The organism is Pseudomonas sp. S3(2024) (assembly GCF_036861315.1).
GTDB classification, from domain to species: Bacteria; Pseudomonadota; Gammaproteobacteria; order Pseudomonadales; family Pseudomonadaceae; genus Aquipseudomonas; species Aquipseudomonas putida_A.
In genome coordinates this window covers 737,396-760,098 of sequence record NZ_JAZAQQ010000001.1, presented here as the reverse complement: position 1 = coordinate 760,098, position 22,703 = coordinate 737,396, and the positions used below count along the sequence as shown (strand labels likewise).

The following is a 22,703-nucleotide window of genomic DNA, read 5'->3' as shown; positions in this document are numbered from 1 at the left end:
TTGGATGCGTTAGAGAACAAGAACTGTTCGCATTGTAGGGGCGGGCGAGGGTGTCCGGCAATCAGATGCTTTTGCGTATGAGAATATTTATCATTAATATTGCTCGCCTGTTGGTTCGGCTCGTTGGCCGGACGTTTTTTCGTTTCAGGGTCGAAACATGAAAGGCAAACTCGCCTCACTTCCCATGTCCTATCGTCTGGCCGTCACCTCGCGGGTGCTGGCGGCGGTGTTCGGCGGCTATCTGGTCGCGGCGCTGGCCAGTGTCGCGCTGACGATGTGGCTGCCGTTGAGCCGCGCCGAAGCGGTGGTGACCGGCATGACCATTTCCTTTCTGGTCTATCTGGTCGCGGTGCTGTGGTGTTTCGCTTGTCGCACGGCGTGGTCGGCGTGGGTCGGTTTGCTGGTGCCGAGCGTGATTCTGGCGACGGTGTCCGGCGCCGCACGGGGCTTGGGCTTCGCATGAAAGAGGGCTTTCGCCAGTCGATGGCCTGGCTGCACACGTGGACGGGGCTGGTGTTCGGCTGGCTGCTGTTTGCGATTTTTCTGACCGGAACACTGGCCTATTTCAAGGATGAGATCAGCCACTGGATGCAGCCGGAAATTCCCGCACGGCCCATCAATGCCGAAGCAAGCCTGACCCTGGCGCAAAGTTACCTGCAACAACACGCCGCCGGCGCCTCGCGCTGGCTGATCGACTTGCCCGACGCCCGCGATTCCGGCCTGACGGTGCGCTGGCAGCAGGCGCCGAAGACACCGGGCGAGCGCGGCAAGTTCGAATCCAGAACACTCGACGCGCAGACCGGCAGTGAAGTCCAGGCCCGCGAAAGCCTGGGCGGCGAGTTCTTCTATCGCTTCCATTTCCAGCTGCAAATGCCTTATCCATGGGGCCGCTGGCTGGCGACGATGGCGGCGATGGTGATGTTCGTCGGGCTGATCACCGGCATCATCACCCACAAGAAAATCTTCAAGGACTTCTTCACCTTTCGCCCGCGCAAAGGCCAGCGTTCATGGCTCGACGGGCATAACGCGGTCGGCGTGCTGGTGTTGCCGTTTCACTTGATGATCACCTACAGCAGCCTGGTGATTTTCATGGCGATGGTCATGCCGGCGAGCATTCTGGCGTCCTATAACGGCGACGTGCGCACCTTTTACGACGAAGTTTTTCCGGCATCGAAGACCCCTGAGCGAGCCAACCGGGCGGCGCCGCTGAGCCCGATGGCTCCACTTCTGGCCAAGGCCAGCGAGCAGTGGGCGGGAGGCAGCACCGCACGGCTGACAGTGAACAACCCGGGGGACGCGAATGCCTCGGTGGTGCTGTCGCGCCGTGGCGATCGCGTCGTCCACGATTTCGGTCGCGCGGTGACGTTCAACGGCGTCACCGGCGAGCGCCTCGGCAGCACCCCGGAGCAGCCAGTGGCGATGGCCGTCGGCGGCACGTTCTACGGTTTGCACATGGGCCACTTTGCCGGTTCGACATTGCGCTGGCTGTATTTCATTTGTGGTCTGGCGAGTACCGCGATGATCGGCACCGGGCTGGTGATCTGGCTTGGCAAGCGCCAGCTCAAACACGCCAAGAGCGGCGTGATGCCGTTCGAATTGCGTCTGGTGGAAGTGCTGAACATCGCCAGCATGGCCGGGCTGGTGGTAGCGGTGGCGGTGTTCTTTTTGGCCAATCGCCTGCTGCCGGCAGACCTGGCCGGGCGCGCCGATCAGGAAGTGAATGCGTTTTTTATCGCCTGGGCCTTGAGCGGGGTGCATGCAGTGCTGCGCAAAGGGCGAAAGGCCTGGGTCGAACAGCTCGCGCTGGCTGCCGTGCTGTTTGTCGCGGTGCCGCTGATCAATCTGACCACACCGTGGAATCTCGGCGAAACGCTGGCGCAAGGTGAGTGGACGCTGGCGGGTTTCGATCTGACTTGCCTGGGCGCAGGTCTGTTCCTCGGCTGGGCCGCATGGAAAATGCAGCGCGCTGGGAGCGCCATCAGCGTGAAAAAAACTCCCCGGGAAAAGCCGCGACCGATCGCGCTTGAGCAGGAGGTCAGCTGATGTTGCTGGCGTTGTTGCTGTGCTACGCCGGGTTCAGCGCGTTGTGTCTGTCGATGCCTCGGCACCACGATGAGCTGCTCGGCAACAAACCCTCGGCCCGACGCGCACGGGTTTTGAAAGTCGCCGGTTGGCTGTTGCTCGGGCTGTCGCTTTGGGCGGCAGTCGCTGCACACGGCTGGAGTTTCGGTCTGGTCGACTGGTTCGCGGTGCTCATGCTCAGCGCCTTGGCGTTGGTGCTGTTGCTGCCGTATCGCCCACGTCTGGCCCTCGCACTGGCCGGGTTGAGCCTGCTGGCCAGTCCGGTCGCCGCTTGGGCGCAGGGCTGACATGCTGATCGGTCATCCCCCGGAGTCCCGCGACGACGAACCGCACGGTGCGCGTGCGCATTTTCTTCAGGTGTTCCTGTCGCAGCGCTCGCAGATGGAAGCGCTGGTCAACCGGCGCGTCGGCTGCCGGGCCACGGCGGCGGATCTGGTGCAGGATCTGTTCCTGCGTTTCTGGCGGCGGCCGCTGGTGCAGGTCGAAGAACTCAGCACCTACCTGTTGCGCTGCGCCGGCAACATCGCCATCGATCACTTGCGCAGCGAAGGCACGCGGGTGCGGGTCAATGAGGGCTGGCAACCGGATGCGCCGGACAGTCACGGCAGCGAACCGCAAGCCGCGCTCGAAGCGGGCAATGATCTGCGCCATGTCGAAGCGGCGTTGCGCGCCTTGCCCGAGCGCACTCGGCAGATCTTTTTGCTCAATCGCATCCACGGCCGCAAATACGCAGACATCGCCAAGGCCATGGGCCTGTCCCAAAGCGCCGTGGAAAAACATATGATGCGCGCCCTCGAGGCCTGCAAGGCCAGCCTGCGCGAACCCGCGCCACGCCTGCCAGGGAAAGCACCGTGAAAGTCACCGACCGCGTCACCCCGACGCCTGCTCAGGAGCAGGCCGCGCTCGCCTGGCTGAGCCTGCTGCACGACCGCCCGAGCACCGGCGATCAACTGACCTTCAGCCAATGGCTGCGCGCCGACCCGGCCCACGCCGAGGCCTACGCCCAGGCGCAAGTGCTCTGGGAGTTGAGCGAAAGTCCGGCGCGTACCTTGGCCGATGAAGAGGCGTTGGCGTTGCAGGGCTACCTCAATGCGATGGATCGTCCGCGTCGTTCAACGCTGCTGCGCTGGTCGGGCGCGCTGGCGATGGCCGCGTGTCTGATGCTGATGATCAGCCTTGGCACGGGTTGGCAGCCGCAGCGCTGGATCGATGATCTGGGTGCCGATTACGTTTCGGCACCGGGCGAGATCCGCACCGTGACCCTGGCCGATCAATCGCAAGTCACGCTGGATGCCGACAGCGCCATCGCGGTGGATTTCAGTCATGGCGAGCGGCATGTGCAATTGCGTCGCGGTGCCGGATTTTTCAGTGTCACGCATACGGGGGATCCGTTTGTGGTCGCGGCGGAGAAGGGTGAGGCGCGGGTGCTCGGCACGCAGTTCGAAGTGCGTCTGCAGCCCGGTGGTGCGCAAGTCACGGTGCTGTCCGGGCGTGTTGGCGTGACGGCGAATCGCAACGCGCAACAGCAGATTCTGACCGCCGGCCAGCAAGTGGCTTACGGGCAGGGCATTGCGGAAAAATCGCACGCGGTGGACAGCGAAGCGCAATTGGCCTGGCGCCAAGGCTGGCTGAATTACTACAAGGCGTCGCTGGCCGATGTGGTGGAGGATCTGCGGCGCTATTACCCAGGACGGATTGTTGTGCTCAATGATGAGTTGGCTGCGCGCAAGGTCAGCGGCAGTTTTCCGAGCAAGGATCCGCAGGCGGTGCTGAGTTCGTTGCGAGGGGTGCTGGGGTTTGAGCAGCATCAGGTGCTGGGGCATCTGATTATTTTGCGCTGAGCCTGCCGGCGCCATCGCGAGCAGGCTCACTCCTACATTTGGAATGCGTTCCCCCTGTAGGAGTGAGCCTGCTCGCGATAGCGTTCTTTCAGACACCAAAAAATATTTTCAAATTTGTGGTGAGGTAAACCACAGCCCCATCCGTGTAGTGACTGAAACTGCGAGTCATTCGCATCCGTTGCGGTTCTACACAGGTCATTGAGCAATGAAGTCCAGGGCAAAATCGGGTTCGGTCAAACAGTGGTTGGGTGTTTCGGCATTGAGTTTTTCCGCATTGGCGCTGTTGCCGCTGAGTGTGGCGCTGGCCGCTGAAACCGTCAGCAGCCCGACACAGAAACAGTTCAGTTTCTCCCTGAGCGCCAAACCACTGCCCCAGGCTCTGAGCGACTTCAGCCGCGTCACCGGGCAAAGCGTGGTCTACACCGATGAAGCGCCGTACGGCCTCAACGCCCCGGCCGTCAGTGGCCAGATGAGCGCCGAACAGGCGCTGCAACGCCTGCTCAGTGGTTCCGGCATGACCTTTCGCCGTACCGACAGCCACACCCTGGCGCTGGAACCGCAACCCACCGCAGGCGCACTCAATCTTGGCGCGACCACCATCACGTCGATGCGTGACGAGTCGATGAGCTATCAGCCGCCGCAGACCAGTTCGGTGATGCGCTCCTCGGCTTCGCTGCAGGAAATCCCGCAGACCGTCAACGTGATCCCGGCCCAGGTGATTCGCGATCAGGCCCCGCGCAATCTCGACGATGCGTTGGCCAACGTCAGCGGCATCACCCAGGGCAACACCTTGGGCAGCACCCAGGACTCGGTGATGACCCGTGGCTTCGGCGACAACCGCAATGGCTCGATCATGCGCGATGGCATGCCGATCGTGCAGGGCCGTGGCATGAACGCGACGGTCGATCGGGTCGAAGTGCTCAAGGGCCCGGCCTCGTTGCTCTACGGCATTCAGGATCCGGGCGGCGTGGTCAACCTGGTCAGCAAGAAGCCGGAACTGACTCAATACAACGCCCTGACCCTGCGCGGTTCCACCTACGGCGACGGCAAGAATGGCAGCGGTGGCACCTTCGACAGCACCGGGGCGCTGGGCGAATCCGGGCTGGCCTATCGGCTGGTGCTGGACCATGAAGACGAAGATTACTGGCGCAACTACGGCACTCACCGCGAGACGCTGATCGCGCCGTCGCTGGCCTGGTTCGGCGAGCGTACCAAGCTGTCGTTCGGCTATGAACACCGCGAGTTTCTCACCCCGTTCGACCGGGGTACGGTAATCGATCCGCGCACCAACCATCCGCTGGACATCTCGCGCAACGAGCGTCTGGACGAGCCGTTCAACGACATGGAAGGCCGTTCCGACCTGTACCACTTCGAAGCCGACCACGAACTCAACGACGACTGGAAAGCCCATTTTGGCTACAGCTGGAACCGCGAAACCTACGACGCCAGCCAGGTACGCGTGACCGCCATCGACACCAAAAAAGGCACGCTGACCCGCAGCATGGACGGCACGCAAGGCGCGATCAGCACTGACCGTTTCACCACCGCCAGCCTCGAAGGCAAAGTCAACCTGCTGGGCATGCAACATGATCTGGTGTTCGGCGTTGACGATGAGTACCGCAAGATCTACCGCGCTGACCTGATCCGCCAGAAAAGCCTGAGCACCTTCAGCTATGTCAATCCGGTGTATGGCCGTGAAGTCGAAGGCACCACGGTCAGTCCGGCGGACAGTGCGCAGACCGATCTGCTGCGCAGCGATTCGGTGTTTCTGCAGGACTCGATCCATCTCAATGATCAGTGGATTCTGGTCGCCGGCGGGCGCTTCCAGGAGTACGACCAGTACGCCGGCAAAGGCGTGCCGTTCAAGGCCAACACCGACAGCAACGGGCAGAAATTCGTGCCTCGCGCGGGGCTGGTGTATCGCTACACCGACGAGTTGTCGTTCTACGGCAGCTATACCGAATCGTTCAAACCCAACTCGACCATCGCCCCGCTCAGCGGCAGCAGCACCGTGCTCGACGGCAGCATTGCGCCGGAAGAGGCCAAGTCGTGGGAACTGGGTGCGCGTCTGGATATGCCGGGGCGCATCACCGGCAATATCGCGCTGTTCGACATCAAGAAGCGCAACGTGCTGGTCTCCAATTCTGAAGGCCCGACCACCATTTACAGCGCGGCTGGCGAAGTGCGTTCCCGGGGTCTGGAACTGGACCTGACCGGGCAGTTGACCGATCGCTGGAGCCTGATCGGCGCCTATGCCTACACCGATGCCGAGGTCACCGAAGACCCGGACTACAAAGGCAATCGCTTGCAAAACGTGGCGAAGAACAGCGGTTCATTGTCGGCGGTGTATGACTTCGGCAGCGTGATGGGTGGCGACCAACTGCGGGTCGGTGCCGGGGCGCGGTATGTCGGCGAACGCGCGGGCAATGCGGTGAATGATTTCGACCTGCCGAGCTACACCGTGGCCGATGCGTTTGCCACTTACGACACGAAGCTTGAAGGGCAGAAGGTCAAGTTCCAGCTCAACGTGAAGAACCTGTTCGACCGCACCTACTACACCTCGGCGGCGAGCCGGTTCTTTGTGTCGATGGGCGATTCGCGGCAGATTTCGTTGTCGAGCACTTTGGAGTTCTGATCCAGGACCGCGTCATCGTTCTTCGCGAGCAAGCCCGCTCCCACACTGGATGGTGTTATTCACACAATCTGAGTTCACTCTGAACCCTGTGGGAGCGGGCTTGCTCGCGAAGCGGCCCGATCAGGCAATAAAAACCCCGGATCTAACGCAAAAACGCCTGCCGATATTCCCCAGGCGTCCCACCCAACACCTGCCGAAACCGGTTGGTGAAATGACTGGCACTGGCAAACCCGCACGCCAGTGCAATCTCCCCCAGCGGCAACGCCGTGCCACGCAACAATTCCCGCGTCCGGTTCAAGCGCCGCGCCAGCACGTACTGATGCGGCGGCAGGCCGAAGCTCACGCGAAACATCCGCGCAAAGTGGTATTCCGACAGCGCACACAGCCCGGCCAGTTGCCCGAGGCTGATCGGCTCGGCCAACTGATTGTCGATGAACTCGACCAGTTGCCGCCGCTGATGGGGCGCCAGTCCGCCCTTGAGGCGCACACCCTGCCGGGCGCCGACCTGGCTGAGCAGGGTATGGCTGATCAATTCATGCGCAATGCTGCTGGTCAGCAGGCGTTCGGCCGGTTCGTCCCAATTCAGTGTCAGTAACTGACGAAAGCGTCGGGCCTGCTGCGGATCTTCCAGAAAGGTCTGCTCGCGCAACTGCATCTCTCGCGGCTCGCGATCCAGCAGCGTGACGCAACCCAAGGCAAATTGTTCGGCGCTGAAATACAGATGAGCGAGACGCAGATCGCCGTTGATCACCCAGCCCGATTGGTGATCGGCGGGCAGGATGCACAACTTGTCCGGTCCGCCCTTGCGCCCCGGTTGGCCACGGCGAAAGGTGCCCGTGCCCCCGGCGATGTAGCAGGAAAGCGTGTGGTGGCTCGGCGTTTCGTATTCCTGGGCATCGTGGTGGTTGGTCCACAGGGCCGCAGACAAGCCGTCACCGAGATCGGCGCTGTGCAACAGGCGTGCATTCGGCGAGCGGTTGAGGGCTTGGAAGACTTGCAGGGTATCGATAGCGGCCATATTCGGTTCTCTCCAACGCCTTGCATCCTACTCCGTAGCTTTCGCGCTGCCAGCCTGTCGAGCGACAAAAGCGCAAGAATCTGCAAGCGCCCCGATCGTTGCTGTCGCACCCTGAACCTCCATACAACACAACCCTGTGGCGAGGGCGCTTGCTCCCGCCGGGCTGCGCAGCGGACCCATCAGTGAGTGCTGCGCACTCAAGCGCGAGCAAGCTCGCTTGCCACAGAGTGCCCGGTGTTCTCAGGAGTTTCGTCATGAACCTTTCGCTGTATCTGCTGACCGTGCTGATCTGGGGCACCACCTGGATTGCCCTGAAATGGCAACTGGGCGTGGTGGCGATTCCGGTGTCGATCGTTTATCGCTTCGGTCTCGCCGCGCTGGTGCTGTTCGTGCTGTTGCTGCTCAGTCGGCGGCTGCAACCGATGAATCGGCGCGGACATCTGATCTGTGTGGCGCAGGGGCTGTGCCTGTTCTGCGTCAACTTCATGTGCTTTCTGACCGCCAGCCAGTGGATTCCCAGCGGGTTGGTGGCGGTGGTGTTTTCCACGGCCACTTTGTGGAATGCGCTCAATGCACGCGTATTCTTCGGTCAGCGCATCGCGCGCAACGTGTTGATGGGCGGGGCGCTCGGCCTGTTCGGTCTGGGAATGCTGTTCTGGCCGGAACTGGCCGGCCATCACGCCAGCCCCGAAACGTTGCTTGGTCTTGGCCTGGCGCTGTGTGGCACCTTGTGTTTTTCGGCGGGCAATATGTTGTCGAGTCTGCAGCAGAAGGCAGGCTTGAAACCCTTGACCACCAATGCCTGGGGCATGGCCTACGGGGCGGCGATGTTGTCGGTGTGGTGTCTGGTCAATGGCATTGCGTTCGACATGGAGTGGTCGCCACGTTACGTCGGGGCGTTGCTGTATCTGGTGATCCCCGGTTCGGTGATCGGCTTCACCGCGTACCTGACGCTGGTTGGGCGTATGGGGCCGGAACGTGCGGCGTATTGCACCGTGCTGTTCCCGGTGGTGGCGCTGAACGTGTCAGCGTTTGCTGAAGGTTATCAGTGGACGGCACCGGCGTTGCTCGGGCTGGTGTTGGTGATGCTGGGTAATGTCTTGGTGTTTCGTAAGCCGAAAACGCTGGTGGCGCCGGTGCAGGGGAAGTTGGTATGAAACAAACGATCACTGAACATCAGCGCTCGACTTTCAAGGTGATGTAAATCATCACCGGGAATATGAAATCAATGATATGCCGGGCCCAGTCCTTGGCATTCCATGATTGTGAGGTGTCCATGTCAAACCATTCCACACCCACGGTTTGCAGGCACACGTAATAAATGAAAATTGCCGCCAGTATGCCCATGATCGAGAACTTTTTTGCCTCGTGGAATACCTCTGCAGACGCGTTGATGTGCCGATAGAGTTGATAGGTGCCTATCAGGCACAACGCTGTATACGTCACTTCCAGCGTGATGATGAACCAGTAGATCCGGTGATGAATCATCGGTGAATCGATGGCTCGGTATTTTATGGACTCACTGGCGGTGGTTGTGTCCATGCTCAGGATATGAGCCACGTAGGTGTAGTTCGAGTCATAGTCGGTAAAGTTGTGAATCATCACCAATACACCAAAGAAGCTGATGTAAGCCATTAATATAACTTTGCTGTAGCGAATAACTTTATCGGTTGTCAGGTTGTTCACGGGATTAGCTCTCCATAGCAGTGGTCGAACATTCGATTGCCAGGGCAGAGCTTATAATGCTGTTGTTAAGTTGGCTTTGTTGTTCAATTTCAAGTTGTGTAGGGCGGCAACTAACGGGCAAGTGTGGTTTTGCACTTGCCCGTCATTTTTTATCCGCGCCAGACTTGCGGATTGACCAGGTCCTGCGGGCGTTCGCCGAGCAGCGCGCTGCGCAGATTGGCCAGTGCTCGATCGGCCATGGCTTCGCGCGTTTCATTCGTGGCGGAGCCAATGTGCGGCAATGTCACAGCATTTTTCAACTGGAACAGCGGCGACTCGGCCAGCGGTTCTTTCTCGTAGACGTCCAGTCCGGCGCCACGGATGCGATTGTTTTGCAGGGCTTCGATCAGCGCCGGCTCGTCGACCACCGGGCCACGGGAGATGTTGACCAAAATCGCCCCCGGCTTCATCAACGCCAATTCGCGATGGCTGATCAGGTGGCGGGTCTTGTCGCTGAGCGGCACCACCAGGCAGACGAAGTCGGCTTCGGCCAGCAGTTGGTCAAGGCTGCGGAACTGCGCGCCGAGTTGCTGTTCCAGTTCGGTCTTGCGGCTGTTGCCGCTGTAGGTAATCGGCATGTTGAAGCCGAAATGGCCACGGCGGGCGACGGCGGCGCCGATGTTGCCCATGCCGACGATGCCCAGGGTTTTGCCGTGGACGTCACAGCCGAACAACGGTGCGCCGACGCTGGCCTGCCATTGGCCGGCCTTGGTCCAGGCGTCGAGTTCGGCGACGCGGCGGGCGCTGCTCATGATCAGGGCGAAGGCGAGGTCGGCGGTGCTTTCGGTGAGCACGTCCGGGGTGTTGGTGAGCATGATCCCGCGTTCATTGAAGTAGTCGAGGTCGTAGTTGTCGTAGCCGACGGAGACGCTGGAGACTACTTCGAGTTTTGTGGCGGTTTCGAGTTGGGCTTTGCCGAGTTTGCGGCCGACGCCGATCAGGCCGTGGGCGTGGGGGAGGGCTTCGTTGAATTGGGCGTTGATGTCGCCGTTCTTCGGGTTGGGGACGATGACGTCGAACTCTTGCTGCAGGCGTTCGATCATGGGTGGGGTGATGCGGCTGAAGGCCAGGACTGTTTTTTTCATCGCTATGGGCTCGGCTTCTGGGCTTTATTGCCAAGCAAGCTAACATTTCTGTTTTGGGTTGTCTTGGCGGCCTCTGGGCCGACCATGCTTTGGGTTGATGGGGGACATATCCGTTGCTTCGGGTGCTGCTGCTGGCGGTTTCGCTCTTACAGCGACTCCCTTTGGCAAACGCCCCAAAGGAAGCAAAGGTCTTGGCCCCTGCGTTCGGCCCTCGCTTAGGCTCGGGTTCCTTCGTTGCGGGGTTCATCCGGGGGCATCGCCTCCGGTTTGCTTCGCTGCACCTCCTCTCGATGTATGCGGCTTCGCCGCATGGCGCTGCGCGCCTACCCCCGGATAAACCCCTCCACTCAGCCTGCCGATGGGGCCGGCACGGCAAGATCAAGAGCTTTCGGCGAGCTGACACTCGGCCATTTGAGTGGTGAAAAGCATGCGGTCTGTCAGGACTGCTTTGCTTTTCTGTAGGAGTGAGCCTGCTCGCGAAGGCGGCCTGACAGCCGACCAGTTTCCAACTGACTGACCCAATCCCCCTGTGGGAGCTGGCTTGCCAGCGAAGGCGGCCTGACAGCCGACCAGTCTCTAACTGAATCACCCAATCCCTGTGGGAGCTGGCTTGCCAGCGAAGGCGGCCTGACAGCCGACCAGGCTCTAACTGACTGACCCAATCCCACTGTGGGAGCTGGCTTGCCAGCGAAGGCGGCCTGACAGCCGACCAGTCTCTAACTGAATCACCCAATCCCTGTGGGAGCTGGCTTGCCAGCGATGGCGGCCTGACAGCCGAAGGCTCTAACTGACTGACCCAATCCCACTGTGGGAGCTGGCTTGCCAGCGAAGGCGGCCTGACAGCCGATCACTCTCTAACTGAATCACCCAATCCCCCTGTGGGAGCGGGCTTGCTCGCGAAAGCGGTGTGTCAGTCACCGAAAGTGTTGGATGTGCTGACGCCTTCGCGAGCAAGCCCGCTCCCACAATGGCTCAGCTGTGTGCTGCAGGTTGGCTGATTTCCACGTTGTCCAGCACCCGATTCACCGCCAGCTCGGCCAGCATGATGATTTGCTGGATCGCCAGTATCGTCTGTCGCTGCGGGCTTTCGACATAGGCCGCAATGTCGCTGGTCATGATGCTTGCCGAGGCCAGTGATTCGCAGGCGTGAACCAGCAGGCTTTCGTTGTCCATGTCGGGGGCGACCTGGAACATGCTGCTGGGTTTGTGGAATCTCACAGCGGCGGCGGAAGGTTTCAGGTAATGGTCGAGTGCACGCTCGGCGGCGTCGTGGAGCTTTTTTGAATCGAGGGATTCGTAGGGGGAGGTGCTTTCGGCTTGGGGCGGATTGGGTGTGGGTTTGATCATGGTGGAACTCCATTCGGGATGTGGAGTTCGCCACGTACTGCGACCAAGCAATAGGGTGGCGAACCGTACGCAGGTTGGTCGACCAGGGAATGGAAACCCGGCAGGGCCAAGGCCCTCCCACGCACAGCTCGCCATTAAGCAAGCTTGAAAAGTGCGCCATTCTAAACCCGGACGACCAAGTCCGGTCGTTGATTCGTCAACGACCCCCTGAGCCTATCCACCCCACTTCCGAGTCACAACCGTCAAAACCTGTCGGAAAACTCCCTCCAAATCACCGCTTCTGTAGGAGCTGCCGTAGGCTGCGATCTTTTTATTTTTAAACATCAAGAGCAAAAGATCACAGCCTACGGCAGCTCCTACAGTGAACACCGTGTGTTGAAAATCAGTTGGCGACGCGGGCTCCGGCCAGACTCCCACTCAACTCATAAGCCGCCAGTTCCGCCTGATGCGCCGCCAATATCTCCGGCAGTGACCCGCGCAAATACTCGACCCAGGTCTTGATCTTCGCATCCAGGTACTGCCGCGAAGGGTAGATCGCGTACAGGTTGAGTTCCTGCGAGCGGTAGTTCGGCATCATCCGCACCAGCGTGCCGTTGCGCAGGCCTTCGATGGCGGCGTAGACCGGCAGGACGCCGACGCCCATGCCGCTGATGATCGCGGCTTTCATCGCGTCGGCGGAGTTCACCAGGAACGGCGAGCTGTTGATGGTGACCATTTCCTGGCCGTCCGGGCCGTTGAAGGCCCATTTTTCCAGGGGGATCACCGGGCTGACGAGGCGCAGGCAGGCGTGGTTCAGCAGGTCTGCGGGCTTTTGTGCGCAGCCGTTGGCTTTCACGTAGGCCGGGGAGGCGCAGACGATGCTGTAGGTGATGCCCAGGCGTTGCGAGACGAAGCCCGAGTCCGGCAGTTCGCTGGCGAGCACGATGGACACGTCGTAGCCCTCGTCGAGCAGGTCCGGCACGCGGTTGGCCATGGTCAGGTCGAAGGTCACGTCCGGGTGGGTCTTGCGGTAGCGGGCGATGGCGTCGATCACGAAGTGCTGGCCGATGCCGGTCATGGTGTGCACTTTCAACTGGCCGGCGGGGCGGGCGTGGGCCTGGCTGGCCTCGGCTTCGGCTTCTTCGACATAGGCCAGGATCTGTTCGCAGCGCAGCAGGTAGCGCTTGCCGGCCTCGGTCAGGGCGATGCGCCGGGTCGTGCGATTGAGCAGGCGGGTTTGCAGGTGGGCTTCCAGGTTGGAGACCGCGCGCGAGACGTTGGCCGTGGTGGTGTCGAGTTGCACGGCAGCGGCGGTGAAGCTGCCGGCTTCGGCCACGCAACTGAAGGCGCGCATGTTTTGCAATGTGTCCATGGGGTGCTCTCAAGGGAGATGGCAAATTGTGACACGAAGTTTCAGGGGCTGAGACCCCCGACCAAGGGATTATCTCGTTAACGGTAACAAAGATTCACAGGAATCCCAGCTTATCGCCACCAAGGCGCCCACCTAGAATTGCGCCGTTGTGGGAGCGGGCTTGCTCGCGAAAGCGATTTCATCTTCAACGCGGCGTCTTCTGACAGAACGCTTTCGCGAGCAAGCCCGCTCCCACAGGGCCTCGGTTCTTCCCCTTTTTCAGGAATTCGCAGCTGTGCCGCGTCGCATCATCAGAGCGCTTTTGCCGCTCAGTGTTCTGGCTTTTACCCTGGGTCTCAGCGGCTGCATCTCAACGCAAGGAATTGCCCCGCATAGCACGGCATTGGAAGCCGACGCACTGGCCACTGACGACGCCATCGCCCACGCCGCCCGTGACGCACACTGGCCCACCGCACAATGGTGGCAAGCCTACGGCGACCCGCAACTCAATCACTGGATCGACCTCGCCGTGCAGGGCAGTCCGAGCATGGCCATGGCCGCTGCACGAGTGCGTCAGGCCAGGGCGCTGGCCGGTGTCGCCGAGGCCGCCGAGTCGTTGCAGATCAATGGCGAGTCAACGCTCAAGCGCCACAACTGGCCGACCGACCAGTTCTACGGCCCGGGCGAGCTGGCCAACACCACCACCTGGGACAACAACGCCGCGCTGGGTTTCAGCTACGCCCTCGACCTCTGGGGCCGGGAAAGCAATGCCAGCGAACGCGCGGTGGATCTGGCGCACATGAGCGCCGCCGAAGCGCGGCTGGCGCAGCTGGAATTGCAGAACAATATCGTGCGCGCCTACATCGAGCTGTCGCTGCATTACGCCCAGCGCGACATCGTCGCCGCGACCCTCAAGCAGCAACAGCAGATTTTGGATCTGGCGCAGAAGCGTCTGGACGGCGGCATCGGCACGCACTTTGAAGTCAGCCAGGCCGAAACGCCGTTGCCGGAGACCCATCGGCAACTGGATGCGCTCGACGAAGAAATTGCCCTGAGCCGTAACCAGATCGCCGCGCTGGCGGGCAAAGGCCCGGGCGCAGGTGCACAGTTGAAGCGACCGACATTGGCGCTGGGCGCTGCGTTGAAACTGCCATCGGCATTGCCCGCCGAGTTGCTCGGTCAGCGCCCGGACGTGGTCGCCAGTCGCTGGCAAGTGGCGGCGCAGGCACGCGGCATTGATGTCGCGCATGCCGGGTTTTATCCCAACGTCGATCTGGTCGGCAGCCTCGGCTACATGGCCACCGGCGGCGGGGCGATGGAGTTTTTGACTGGCAAGAAGCTCAACTACAACGTCGGCCCGGCGATCTCGCTGCCGATCTTCGACGGTGGGCGTTTGCGCAGTGAACTGGGTGAAGCCTCCGCCGGGTATGACATCGCCGTGGCGCATTACAACCAGACGCTGGTCAATGCACTGAAGAACATTTCCGACCAGTTGATCCGCCGCGAGTCGATGGACAAACAGCAAGCCTTCGCCGCCGAGTCGGTGGCTACTGCGCAGAAGACCTACGACATCGCGATGATCGCTTATCAGCGTGGCCTCACCGATTACCTCAACGTGCTGAATGCGCAGACCTTGCTGTTCAAGCAGCAGCAAGTGCAGCAGCAGGTGCAGGCGGCGCGCTTGAGTGCGCATGCCGAGCTGGTGACGGCGCTGGGTGGCGGCCTCGGGGCTGGCAATGATGTGCCCACAGCCGAGCAAACGGCAGCCCCGAAAACCCCGGCCCTCCTGCGGTGAACACACAACCCTTGTGGGAGCGGGCTTGCTCGCGAATGCGGTGTGTCAGCCCGCGCATCAGGTGTCTGACACACCGCATTCGCGAGCAAGCCCGCTCCCACAGGTTCTCCGGTTCGACTGAATTCTTGAGCAAAATTTAATGACTCCCTTGCCCGCACCTCTACGCTGGCTCTACTCCCTGGAATGGCGTCGGGGTTTGTTTGACTGGGCGCGCAGCGATGGCGTGACCTGGGTGTATATCTTCAAGGTATTGCTCGCCGCGTTCCTCACGCTGTGGCTGGCGATGCGCCTGGAACTGCCGCAGCCGCGCACGGCGATGATCACCGTGTTCATCGTCATGCAGCCGCAGAGCGGGCAGGTGTTCGCCAAGAGTTTCTATCGCTTCCTTGGCACCCTGGCCGGGTCGGCGATGATGGTCACGCTGATCGCGCTGTTCGCGCAGAACACCGAGTTGTTCCTCGGTTCGCTGGCGATCTGGGTCGGCATCTGCTCGGCTGGAGCGGCGCGTTGCCGTAACTTTCGCGCCTACGGTTTTGTCCTCGCCGGCTACACCGCCGCGATGGTCGGCCTGCCGGCGCTGGCGCATCCGGACGGTGCGTTCATGGCCGCCGTCTGGCGGGTGCTGGAGATCTCGCTGGGGATTCTCTGCTCGACAGTAGTCAGCGCCGCGATCCTGCCGCAAACCGCCAGTGCGGCGATGCGCAACGCGCTGTATCAGCGCTTCGGCGTGTTCGCGTTGTTCGTCACCGATGGCTTGCGCGGGCGTAGCAAAGCCGAATCGTTCGAAGCGAGCAACGTGCGTTTTATCGCCGAAGCCGTGGGCCTGGAAGGGCTGCGCAGCGTCACCGTTTTCGAAGACCCGCACATGCGCCGACGCAACGGTCGCCTCAGCCGTTTGAACAGCGAGTTCATGGGCATCACCACGCGCTTCAACGCCTTGCATCAGTTGCTGGAACGCTTGCGCGAGAATGACGAAGAACACGTGGTGGCCGCGATCAGGCCGGGCCTGCAGGATCTGGCGGAAGTACTCGACGGCTTCAGTGGCCGCGCCTTGACCAGCCCGGACGCGGCACGTTTGGCGACGGCATTGGCCACGTACAAGGAAGGCCTGCCGACGCGCGTGCGAACCTTGCGCGGCATTTTCCAGGAAACCGGCCCGAGTGAAGCCGAACAACTGGATTTTCACACCGCGTACGAACTGCTCTATCGCTTCGTCGACGACCTGCACAGTTATGCACAGACCCACGCCTCGCTGGCCGATCACCGCCACGAACGCGAGCGCTGGGACGAGCCGTTCACCCCGCAAACCAACTGGTGGGCCGCTGCGGCTTCGGGGATTCGCGCCTCGTTCATCCTGATTGTGCTCGGTAGTTACTGGGTCGCCACCGCGTGGCCGAGCGGCGCGACCATGACCCTGATTGCTGCCGCGACCGTGGGCCTGTCTGCCGCCACGCCCAACCCCAAACGCATGGCTTTTCAAATGGCCTGCGGGACTTTCCTCGGCGCGCTGATCGGCTTCGTCGAGATGTTTTTCATCTTCCCGTGGATCGACGGATTTCCGCTGCTGTGTGTGATGCTCGCGCCAGTCATCGTGCTCGGCTCGTTCCTCGCTTCGCGACCGCAATACGCCGGGATCGGCCTGGGTCTGTTGATCTTCTTCAGCACCGGTTCGGTGCCGGACAACCTGACCATTTACAACCCCTACAGCTTCATCAACGACTACATCGCGATGGTCATGGGCATGCTGGTGTGTGCCGCTGCCGGCGCGATCATTCTGCCGCCGAACAGCCGCTGGTTGTGGAAGCGCCTGGAGCAGGATCTGCGCGAGCAAGTGGTCTATGCGATCAGCGGCAAACTCAAGGGCCTGGCGTCGAGCTTCGAGAGTCGTACTCGTGACTTGCTGCATCAGGCTTATGGTCTCGCCGCCGGGCAGCCGACCGTGCAGAAGAACCTGCTGCGCTGGATGTTCGTGGTGCTCGAAGTCGGCCACGCGATCATCGAATTGCGCAAGGAACAGGCAATCCTCCCGGTGCATCCGGCGTATGCCGAATCGCAGCCGTGGCGTCAGGCGATCCGCGTCATGGGCCGGGCGCTGGTGCGACTGTTTCTGCAACCGAACCCGAGCAATCTGGAGCGCGCACTGGTGGCGGTCGATCACGCGATCAGTCGGGTCGCCGCGACCGATGAGCCGTTCGCGCCGCACTTCGACACGTCCGCGTTACGCCGGGTGAAGAGCTATCTGCACTTCATCCGCACCTCGTTGCTCGACCCGCAATCACCACTCGCTGCCTATGCCGTCGCCAAGCCCGAAGGACTTGCCCATGCCTCGTGAAATCGCCTTCCACGGCGTGTACATGCCGACCATGACCCTGATGTTTTTTGTCGCTGCGGCGCTGGCCTGGGCCTTGGACCGGTTCCTCTCGGGGTTCGACCTGTACCGCTTTTTCTGGCACCCGGCGCTTTTGCGTCTGAGTCTGTTTACCTGTCTGTTCGGCGCCATGGCGCTGACTGTCTACCGTTGAGAACGTTCTGATGAAAAAGTTTTTCAGCCTGCTCGCGACCCTGCTGGTGCTGGCCCTGGCACTGTGGATCGGCCGGACCCTGTGGGAGCACTACATGAACACCCCATGGACCCGCGACGGCCGGGTGCGGGCGGACATCATCAACGTCGCGGCCGACGTCACCGGGGAAGTGGTCGACGTGCCGGTGCGCGACAACCAATTGGTGAAGAAGGGCGATTTGCTGATGCAGATCGACCCGGAGCACTACCGCATCGCGGTCAAGCAGGCGCAGTCGCTGGTCGCTTCGCGCAAGTCGACCTGGGAGATGCGCAAGGTCAACGCGCATCGTCGTGCCGACCTGGACAATCTGGTGATCTCCAAGGAAAACCGCGACGACGCCAGCAACATCGCCGACGCCGCGCTCGCCGATTACCAACACGCACAAGCGCAACTGGAAGCCGCCGAACTCAACCTCAAACGCACTGAAGTGCGCGCAGCGGTGGACGGCTACGTGACCAACCTCAACGTGCATCGCGGTGACTACGCGCGCATCGGCGAAGCGAAAATGGCCGTGGTCGACATGAACTCGTTCTGGGTCTACGGCTTCTTTGAAGAGACCAAACTGCCGCACGTGCGCGTAGGCGACAAGGCTGACATGCAACTGATGAGCGGCGAAGTGTTGAAGGGCCACGTGGAGAGCATTTCCCGCGGCATCTACGACCGCGACAACCCGGAAAGCCGCGAGCTGATCGCCGATGTGAACCCGACGTTCAACTGGGTGCGTCTGGCGCAGCGGGTGCCGGTGCGCATTCACATCGACGAAGTGCCGGAGGGGGTGTTGTTGGCGGCGGGGATTACTTGCACGGTGGTGGTGAAGCAAGAGCCTGTGGATAACTGACAGGCCGCGCCGACTGAATCGCGAGCAGGCTCACTCCTACACTGGATCTCTGCCACACCGAAGATCCCTTGTAGGAGTGAGCCTGCTCGCGATAAGGACAACCCGGTCTTTCAGACCAAAACCGAGTAATCATTCAGCGCAAAACGTCTCCTGCAAATACCGCCACAGCACCCGCCCGTCTTCGCTCTTTTCAAACACCACCGTAGACCGGCGATCAGTGTGCAACCCGCTCGCATCGCTCTGCTGCTCGCGATAACTCAACGTCGCGCCATGCGCATACAGGGCAATCCCGCGCAGCTCACTGAGCTCGATCCGGAACCCGGGCTTTTTCCCGCCTGCTGACTGAAACAGCCCGCGCAAGGCTTCGATATCCAGCACCCGGCCCAGCGGTGTGACCATGGAAAAATCCGCCGAGAATCGGCTCAGCAAGCGCTCCATTTCGGCTGAATCCTGGTCCACGGCAAACCAGCGTTCGATCACCAGGTGGGCCTGGAACACTTCATCAAAATATTCGTTGTAGTCAGTCATGTGGATTTTTCCTGAAGGGGAGGTGGGCTCAGCAGGGCGAGCACTGTGGAGGCGTCGAAACGCAGCACGGCAATCATGGGCAACAAGGTGAGCAAGGCCGCCGCGACAAAGCAGTATTTGAATCCGTTGCCGCCCAGTGCACCCAACAGCGAACTGAGCAGCGCGGCGCCAAGACAGAAACCGAGCTGGCGATTGATGTTCCACAGAGCGCTGGAGTGGCCCATTTTTTCCGGCGCGATGCCGACAAATGCCAGGCTCTGCGCGGTGACGCTGCACAGGCTGCCGCCCAGTCCCATCAAGGCATAGGCAATGATCAGCGGCGTGGCGGCGGGCTGTTCGATGCGCATCAGCAGGACAATCCCCAGGCACTGCAAAAGCATCCCGGTGATCAGCAGCGGTTTGGGGCCAATGCGGTTGAAACTGCGTTTGCCGAGCATGATCGCCACCCCCGATGCGGCCGCCCAGGACAGCATCAGCGCACCGGTCTGCGCGGCGCCGAAGCCGAGGTCGTGCAGGTACAACACGGCAATCATGTTGGTGCCGGTAAACACCCCGGGCACGAACAGGTAGATCAGCATTGCCAAACGCAGTGACGGACTCTTGAGCAGTTGCAGGTCGAGCACCGCGTCGGGTTTGTGCCAGCCATCACGCAGGTACAGCCATAAGGTCAGGACGCCGAGCAGCAGAACTCCGCCGGCGAGGTGTCGGGTAGCGGCGGCGCTCGCCAGGCTCACGGCAATCAACAACAGTGTCAGGGCTGCCACCGCCAGCAGCAGGCCGCGCAGATCCAGTGTCGGGCGTTCCGTGCCGGGTTGATCCGCTTGCAACCACAGCAGACCCAGGCCGAAAGTGAGCAGCGCCAGCGGCATGTTCAGGTAGAAAATCCAGCGCCACGACAACGCCTCGACGATCAGGCCGCCCGCCGCTGGCGACAGGGCTGGCACCATCAGCGCGACCATCAGCACCACGCCGGTCAGGTGCGCGCGTTGTGTCGATGGATACTGCCGATAAGCCAAGGCCTGACCGATCGGCAGCAACAACCCGCCACCGAGGCCTTGCAGCAGGCGCCAGACAATCAGGCTTTCAATCGACCCGGCCTGGGCCACCAGACCGGAAGCGATACCGAACAGCAGCAACGAGCCCAGAATCAGCCGCCGTTCGCCCAGCCGCGCCGCCAGCCACACGCTCAGCGGAATGATCAGTGTCAGCCCGAGCATGTAGGCGTTGGTGATCCACGCCAATTGCGTCACCGAGGCCTGTAATTCCCGGGCGATGTCCGGGTAGGCGATGCTCGCGGCGAACATGTTCAGCAGGTCGAGGGCGAACCCGAACAGATACACCAGCGCAACTTTCGAGCGATAGGCCATGGCAGCTTCCCTGTAATGAGACGTGCAGGGTAGGGCGCTTCGGACGTTAGGAAAACGCTGGTTTGCCTGCTAGTTTGTCAAAATAATTTTGACAGGGAGCGCGCTGGACATGGTCAGCCTTGACCGATTTGACACCTTCAAAGCCGTGGTCGAGGCCGGGTCGTTGACGGCCGCCGCCGATACCTTGGGCCAGACGCGCGCGGTGGTGAGCTTCAATCTCAAGCGACTGGAAGAAGAACTGGGCGTCACCTTGCTCACGCGCAACACCCGGCAACTGGCCCTGACCGATGCCGGCGAGCGCTTCTATCGGCGCTGCCTGCGCACCCTCGACGAAGCGCGACTGGCGATCGAGGAAGCGCGCTCCGAGCATTCGCAACTCAAGGGCACGTTGCGCATCACTACCACCGTGGAATTCGCCCTGGCCCAAGTGGTGCCGGCGCTGGAGGTGTTCCGTCAGCAACAGCCACAACTGAACATTCACCTGTCGACGTCCTCGACCCACGCCGATCTGATCTCCGAGCGCTTCGACATGGCGATCCGCCTCGGCCGCATGCACGACTCCAATCTGCGTGCGGTGCAGTTGTCGAGGTTCGAAGTATTTGCGGTGGCGGCGCCGCAACTGGTCGAGCGTTTCGCGCCGGTTGCCACGCTGGCAACGCTGGAGTCGATGCCGACGCTGGGCCATGGCCGAGTTCCGGAAATGACCGTGACCGACCCGGCCGGCCGTGAGCATGTCTACCAGCCAAAACCGGGGACCACCGCCATCGTCGCCGACAACTCGGCGACGCTCAGGGCGTTTGCGCTGACCGGGCAAGGCGTGGCGATTTTGCCGCAGTGGCTGATTCAGGAGGATCTGCAGGCGGGGCGATTGGTGCGGTTGCTGGCCGATTACCGCTTTGCCCCGCAGGGTGTCTACGCGCTGTATCCGGATACCCGGCATCTGCCGCTGAAGGTACGGGCGTTTATTGATTTCATGAAGGGTTGGGGTTGAGTGTTGGCTGATCTGGCCCCTTCGCGAGCAAGCCCGCTCCCACATTTGGAATGCATTCTCCTGTGGGAGCGGGCTTGCTCGCGAAAGCGTCAACCCGGTCTCAGAGCTTCCCACGCAAGCCGAACCGCTTCATCAACGTCGACTCCAGCAATCCTTTGGGCAATAACGTCGCCAGCAACGGCAACGCGCGGCTGCCATTACCAATGCGGATCAATCTTGGCGGCGTGCCCTGCTGCACAGCCTTGAGCAACTCAGCCGCAAACTCACTGGCCGGGGTCGGCTTGTCCTGCGATGCCTTGGCCCGCGCACGAATCCCCTCACGCAACGGAAACCACGGTGATTGCTCGTTGATCAGTTGCTCCGCTTCATGCCCGGCATTCTTGGCGAAGCTCGACTGAATCGCTCCCGGTTGCACTTCCATCACGCGGATGCCGAACGGCGCCAGCTCCATGCGCAACGCATCGCTCAAGGCATGCACCGCGGCTTTCGAGGCGCAGTAGGCGCCAGCGAACGGCGTGACCAGAACCCCTGAGACACTGCCGATATTCACCACCAGCCCCTTGGCCCGGCGCAGTACCGGAAACAGGGCGCGGGTAACGCCGACAATCGAGAACACATTGGTTTCGAACTGGCGCTGCATGGCCGGCACGCCGCCGTCGAGCAGCGGTCCCATGGCGCCATAACCGGCGTTGTTGATCAGCACGTCGAGGCCGCCGTGTTGCTGGTTGATGCGCTCAGCGAGTTGTTCCAGCGCCACGCCGTCATTGACGTCCAGCGCGATTGCGCTGAACCCCGCAGCGGCGAGGGCCGCGACGTCTTCAGCCTTGCGCGCACTGGCCCAGACCTCGTAACCGGCGGCTTTGAACGCATCGGCGAGGGCGCGGCCAATGCCGCTGGAGCAACCGGTAATCAACGCAACGGGCATGGCGCATTCCTTGTGCAAAAAATGGGAGGAGGGGGATCAGTCGGAGAAACTGCCCTGCAAGCGCTCGGCACGAAACTCCAGGGTTTGTGGGCGATAACCGGGGCGCAGTGGAGGCATCGGCAGGCAGTCTTCCCAGTCGCCACCGGCCTGCAGTTCGCCGGGGCCGCGATAGCGCGGGGCGGTGTATTGGTTGTCGGCCAGATTGACCGTGTCGCCCGGCGCGTAAGCTGCGATACGCCAGCGCAGTTCAGTCAGCGGCACGTCGTTGCCGTTTTTCATTTTCAATTGCAGCGGCCGATCTGCCGGGCATTGCTCCGGTGCATAGCTGATGCGCATCTCAAGGCGCGCCAGTTGCTTGAGCTCGCGGTTGTCCAGCCACACCACCCACATGGCCACCAGGCCCAGACCGATAGCCGCGGCCACGGAGACCGGCACAGCCTTGGCGGGATAGCGCAGCAGCAGAATCAACCAGGTGATGATCAGCAGGATGCCGATGAACATGAGGGAAGGCTCCTTGGTTCGTGAGTACCATCCTACCGGAGGGCCGGCGCAATGGACATTCGCGCGTATTCCGAATGTACCGTCAGTCGGTACTGTAATTTCTGACAGTTGAAAATCGCAAAGCGCGGATGCTC

Annotated in this window: 21 protein-coding genes; 12 read left to right on the top strand and 9 right to left on the bottom strand. The window is 61.6% G+C overall.

Annotation, left to right across the window (positions count from 1 at the left end; genetic code table 11):
* Positions 1 to 157 precede the first annotated feature (157 nt).
* The 6 genes from VLA07_RS03580 (at position 158) to VLA07_RS03555 (ending at position 6,558) form a co-directional block, all read left to right on the top strand.
* The gene (locus tag VLA07_RS03580) at positions 158 to 463 is read left to right on the top strand and encodes a DUF3649 domain-containing protein (RefSeq protein WP_095139564.1); all 306 of its coding nucleotides are present in this window, start codon (positions 158 to 160) and stop codon (positions 461 to 463) included.
* Positions 460 to 2,043 (top strand): PepSY-associated TM helix domain-containing protein, encoded by a 1,584-nt coding sequence (locus tag VLA07_RS03575; RefSeq protein WP_333988417.1) that lies wholly within the window; start codon positions 460 to 462, stop codon positions 2,041 to 2,043. Before VLA07_RS03580 ends, VLA07_RS03575 begins: the two co-directional genes overlap by 4 nt.
* Positions 2,043 to 2,369 (top strand): DUF3325 domain-containing protein, encoded by a 327-nt coding sequence (locus VLA07_RS03570; protein WP_333988416.1) that lies wholly within the window; start codon positions 2,043 to 2,045, stop codon positions 2,367 to 2,369. Before VLA07_RS03575 ends, VLA07_RS03570 begins: the two co-directional genes overlap by 1 nt.
* 1 nt (position 2,370) lies before the next feature.
* Complete coding sequence (locus tag VLA07_RS03565) at positions 2,371 to 2,937, top strand: RNA polymerase sigma factor (protein WP_003221797.1); 567 nt, start codon at positions 2,371 to 2,373, stop codon at positions 2,935 to 2,937.
* Positions 2,934 to 3,923, top strand: a complete 990-nt coding sequence (locus VLA07_RS03560) for a FecR family protein (RefSeq protein WP_333988415.1) — start codon at positions 2,934 to 2,936, stop codon at positions 3,921 to 3,923. The genes VLA07_RS03565 and VLA07_RS03560 overlap by 4 nt, the downstream gene beginning before the upstream one ends.
* Positions 3,924 to 4,128: 205 nt before the next feature.
* Positions 4,129 to 6,558 carry a TonB-dependent siderophore receptor gene (locus tag VLA07_RS03555; protein WP_333988414.1) on the top strand — a complete coding sequence of 810 codons (2,430 nt, stop codon included), beginning with the start codon at positions 4,129 to 4,131 and terminating at the stop codon, positions 6,556 to 6,558.
* A gap of 142 nt (positions 6,559 to 6,700) precedes the next feature.
* Here VLA07_RS03555 and VLA07_RS03550 read toward each other — a convergent pair whose 3' ends face one another.
* On the bottom strand, positions 6,701 to 7,576 hold the full coding sequence (locus VLA07_RS03550; RefSeq protein ID WP_333988413.1) for an AraC family transcriptional regulator: 876 nt from the start codon (positions 7,574 to 7,576) through the stop codon (positions 6,701 to 6,703).
* 254 nt (positions 7,577 to 7,830) lie between these two features.
* Here VLA07_RS03550 and VLA07_RS03545 point away from each other — a divergent pair, with 254 nt between their 5' ends.
* A complete protein-coding gene (locus tag VLA07_RS03545; RefSeq protein WP_027610905.1) occupies positions 7,831 to 8,733 on the top strand; it encodes a DMT family transporter in 903 nt (300 codons plus the stop codon).
* Positions 8,734 to 8,752: 19 nt separating this feature from the next.
* Here the strand turns inward: VLA07_RS03545 and VLA07_RS03540 are convergent, their stop codons facing one another.
* From VLA07_RS03540 to VLA07_RS03525, 4 genes are all read right to left on the bottom strand, one after another.
* Entirely contained in the window at positions 8,753 to 9,262 is a 510-nt protein-coding gene (locus VLA07_RS03540; RefSeq protein ID WP_333988412.1) for a DUF2165 family protein, read from the bottom strand.
* Between the two features lie 149 nt (positions 9,263 to 9,411).
* Positions 9,412 to 10,386, bottom strand: coding sequence for a 2-hydroxyacid dehydrogenase (locus VLA07_RS03535; RefSeq protein ID WP_333988411.1), 975 nt, complete (start codon positions 10,384 to 10,386; stop codon positions 9,412 to 9,414).
* 972 nt (positions 10,387 to 11,358) lie between these two features.
* Positions 11,359 to 11,733, bottom strand: a complete 375-nt coding sequence (locus tag VLA07_RS03530; RefSeq protein ID WP_333988410.1) for a DUF6124 family protein — start codon at positions 11,731 to 11,733, stop codon at positions 11,359 to 11,361.
* Between the two features lie 382 nt (positions 11,734 to 12,115).
* Positions 12,116 to 13,084, bottom strand: a complete 969-nt coding sequence (locus VLA07_RS03525) for a LysR family transcriptional regulator (RefSeq protein ID WP_027610909.1) — start codon at positions 13,082 to 13,084, stop codon at positions 12,116 to 12,118.
* Positions 13,085 to 13,358: 274 nt separating this feature from the next.
* Here VLA07_RS03525 and VLA07_RS03520 point away from each other — a divergent pair, with 274 nt between their 5' ends.
* The 4 genes from VLA07_RS03520 to VLA07_RS03505 all read left to right on the top strand — a co-directional run bounded on the left by VLA07_RS03520 (position 13,359) and on the right by VLA07_RS03505 (position 18,257).
* Complete coding sequence (locus tag VLA07_RS03520) at positions 13,359 to 14,858, top strand: efflux transporter outer membrane subunit (RefSeq protein WP_333988409.1); 1,500 nt, start codon at positions 13,359 to 13,361, stop codon at positions 14,856 to 14,858.
* A gap of 139 nt (positions 14,859 to 14,997) precedes the next feature.
* Complete coding sequence (locus VLA07_RS03515; RefSeq protein ID WP_333988408.1) at positions 14,998 to 17,190, top strand: FUSC family protein; 2,193 nt, start codon at positions 14,998 to 15,000, stop codon at positions 17,188 to 17,190.
* Positions 17,180 to 17,380: a DUF1656 domain-containing protein gene (locus tag VLA07_RS03510; protein WP_003221811.1), complete on the top strand. Its 201-nt coding sequence runs from the start codon at positions 17,180 to 17,182 to the stop codon at positions 17,378 to 17,380. The genes VLA07_RS03515 and VLA07_RS03510 overlap by 11 nt, the downstream gene beginning before the upstream one ends.
* A gap of 10 nt (positions 17,381 to 17,390) precedes the next feature.
* Entirely contained in the window at positions 17,391 to 18,257 is an 867-nt protein-coding gene (locus VLA07_RS03505; RefSeq protein ID WP_096795164.1) for an efflux RND transporter periplasmic adaptor subunit, read from the top strand.
* A gap of 129 nt (positions 18,258 to 18,386) precedes the next feature.
* Here VLA07_RS03505 and VLA07_RS03500 read toward each other — a convergent pair whose 3' ends face one another.
* Positions 18,387 to 18,785, bottom strand: coding sequence for a DUF4440 domain-containing protein (locus tag VLA07_RS03500; RefSeq protein WP_247267870.1), 399 nt, complete (start codon positions 18,783 to 18,785; stop codon positions 18,387 to 18,389).
* Positions 18,782 to 20,152 (bottom strand): MFS transporter, encoded by a 1,371-nt coding sequence (locus tag VLA07_RS03495; RefSeq protein ID WP_333988407.1) that lies wholly within the window; start codon positions 20,150 to 20,152, stop codon positions 18,782 to 18,784. The genes VLA07_RS03500 and VLA07_RS03495 overlap by 4 nt, the downstream gene beginning before the upstream one ends.
* A 109-nt stretch (positions 20,153 to 20,261) precedes the next feature.
* On the opposite strand from VLA07_RS03495, the gene VLA07_RS03490 reads away from it, so the two are divergent.
* Positions 20,262 to 21,143, top strand: coding sequence for a LysR family transcriptional regulator (locus VLA07_RS03490; protein WP_333988406.1), 882 nt, complete (start codon positions 20,262 to 20,264; stop codon positions 21,141 to 21,143).
* Between the two features lie 100 nt (positions 21,144 to 21,243).
* On the opposite strand, the gene VLA07_RS03485 is transcribed toward VLA07_RS03490, so the two are convergent.
* Positions 21,244 to 22,068, bottom strand: a complete 825-nt coding sequence (locus VLA07_RS03485) for an SDR family oxidoreductase (protein WP_333988405.1) — start codon at positions 22,066 to 22,068, stop codon at positions 21,244 to 21,246.
* A gap of 36 nt (positions 22,069 to 22,104) precedes the next feature.
* Positions 22,105 to 22,569, bottom strand: a complete 465-nt coding sequence (locus VLA07_RS03480) for a hypothetical protein (RefSeq protein ID WP_027610918.1) — start codon at positions 22,567 to 22,569, stop codon at positions 22,105 to 22,107.
* Positions 22,570 to 22,703: the final 134 nt, after the last annotated feature.

What these genes read in the sequence shown, in the direction of transcription:
- VLA07_RS03580 (WP_095139564.1), top strand. Translation starts at nt 158, where the DNA reads ATGAAAGGCAAACTCGCCTCACTTCCCATGTCCTATCGTCTGGCCGTC.
- VLA07_RS03575 (WP_333988417.1), top strand. Translation starts at nt 460, where the DNA reads ATGAAAGAGGGCTTTCGCCAGTCGATGGCCTGGCTGCACACGTGGACG.
- VLA07_RS03570 (WP_333988416.1), top strand. Translation starts at nt 2,043, where the DNA reads ATGTTGCTGGCGTTGTTGCTGTGCTACGCCGGGTTCAGCGCGTTGTGT.
- VLA07_RS03565 (WP_003221797.1), top strand. Translation starts at nt 2,371, where the DNA reads ATGCTGATCGGTCATCCCCCGGAGTCCCGCGACGACGAACCGCACGGT.
- VLA07_RS03555 (WP_333988414.1), top strand. Translation starts at nt 4,129, where the DNA reads ATGAAGTCCAGGGCAAAATCGGGTTCGGTCAAACAGTGGTTGGGTGTT.
- VLA07_RS03550 (WP_333988413.1), bottom strand. Translation starts at nt 7,576, where the DNA reads ATGGCCGCTATCGATACCCTGCAAGTCTTCCAAGCCCTCAACCGCTCG.
- VLA07_RS03545 (WP_027610905.1), top strand. Translation starts at nt 7,831, where the DNA reads ATGAACCTTTCGCTGTATCTGCTGACCGTGCTGATCTGGGGCACCACC.
- VLA07_RS03535 (WP_333988411.1), bottom strand. Translation starts at nt 10,386, where the DNA reads ATGAAAAAAACAGTCCTGGCCTTCAGCCGCATCACCCCACCCATGATC.
- VLA07_RS03530 (WP_333988410.1), bottom strand. Translation starts at nt 11,733, where the DNA reads ATGATCAAACCCACACCCAATCCGCCCCAAGCCGAAAGCACCTCCCCC.
- VLA07_RS03525 (WP_027610909.1), bottom strand. Translation starts at nt 13,084, where the DNA reads ATGGACACATTGCAAAACATGCGCGCCTTCAGTTGCGTGGCCGAAGCC.
- VLA07_RS03515 (WP_333988408.1), top strand. Translation starts at nt 14,998, where the DNA reads ATGACTCCCTTGCCCGCACCTCTACGCTGGCTCTACTCCCTGGAATGG.
- VLA07_RS03510 (WP_003221811.1), top strand. Translation starts at nt 17,180, where the DNA reads ATGCCTCGTGAAATCGCCTTCCACGGCGTGTACATGCCGACCATGACC.
- VLA07_RS03505 (WP_096795164.1), top strand. Translation starts at nt 17,391, where the DNA reads ATGAAAAAGTTTTTCAGCCTGCTCGCGACCCTGCTGGTGCTGGCCCTG.
- VLA07_RS03500 (WP_247267870.1), bottom strand. Translation starts at nt 18,785, where the DNA reads ATGACTGACTACAACGAATATTTTGATGAAGTGTTCCAGGCCCACCTG.
- VLA07_RS03495 (WP_333988407.1), bottom strand. Translation starts at nt 20,152, where the DNA reads ATGGCCTATCGCTCGAAAGTTGCGCTGGTGTATCTGTTCGGGTTCGCC.
- VLA07_RS03490 (WP_333988406.1), top strand. Translation starts at nt 20,262, where the DNA reads ATGGTCAGCCTTGACCGATTTGACACCTTCAAAGCCGTGGTCGAGGCC.
- VLA07_RS03485 (WP_333988405.1), bottom strand. Translation starts at nt 22,068, where the DNA reads ATGCCCGTTGCGTTGATTACCGGTTGCTCCAGCGGCATTGGCCGCGCC.
- VLA07_RS03480 (WP_027610918.1), bottom strand. Translation starts at nt 22,569, where the DNA reads ATGTTCATCGGCATCCTGCTGATCATCACCTGGTTGATTCTGCTGCTG.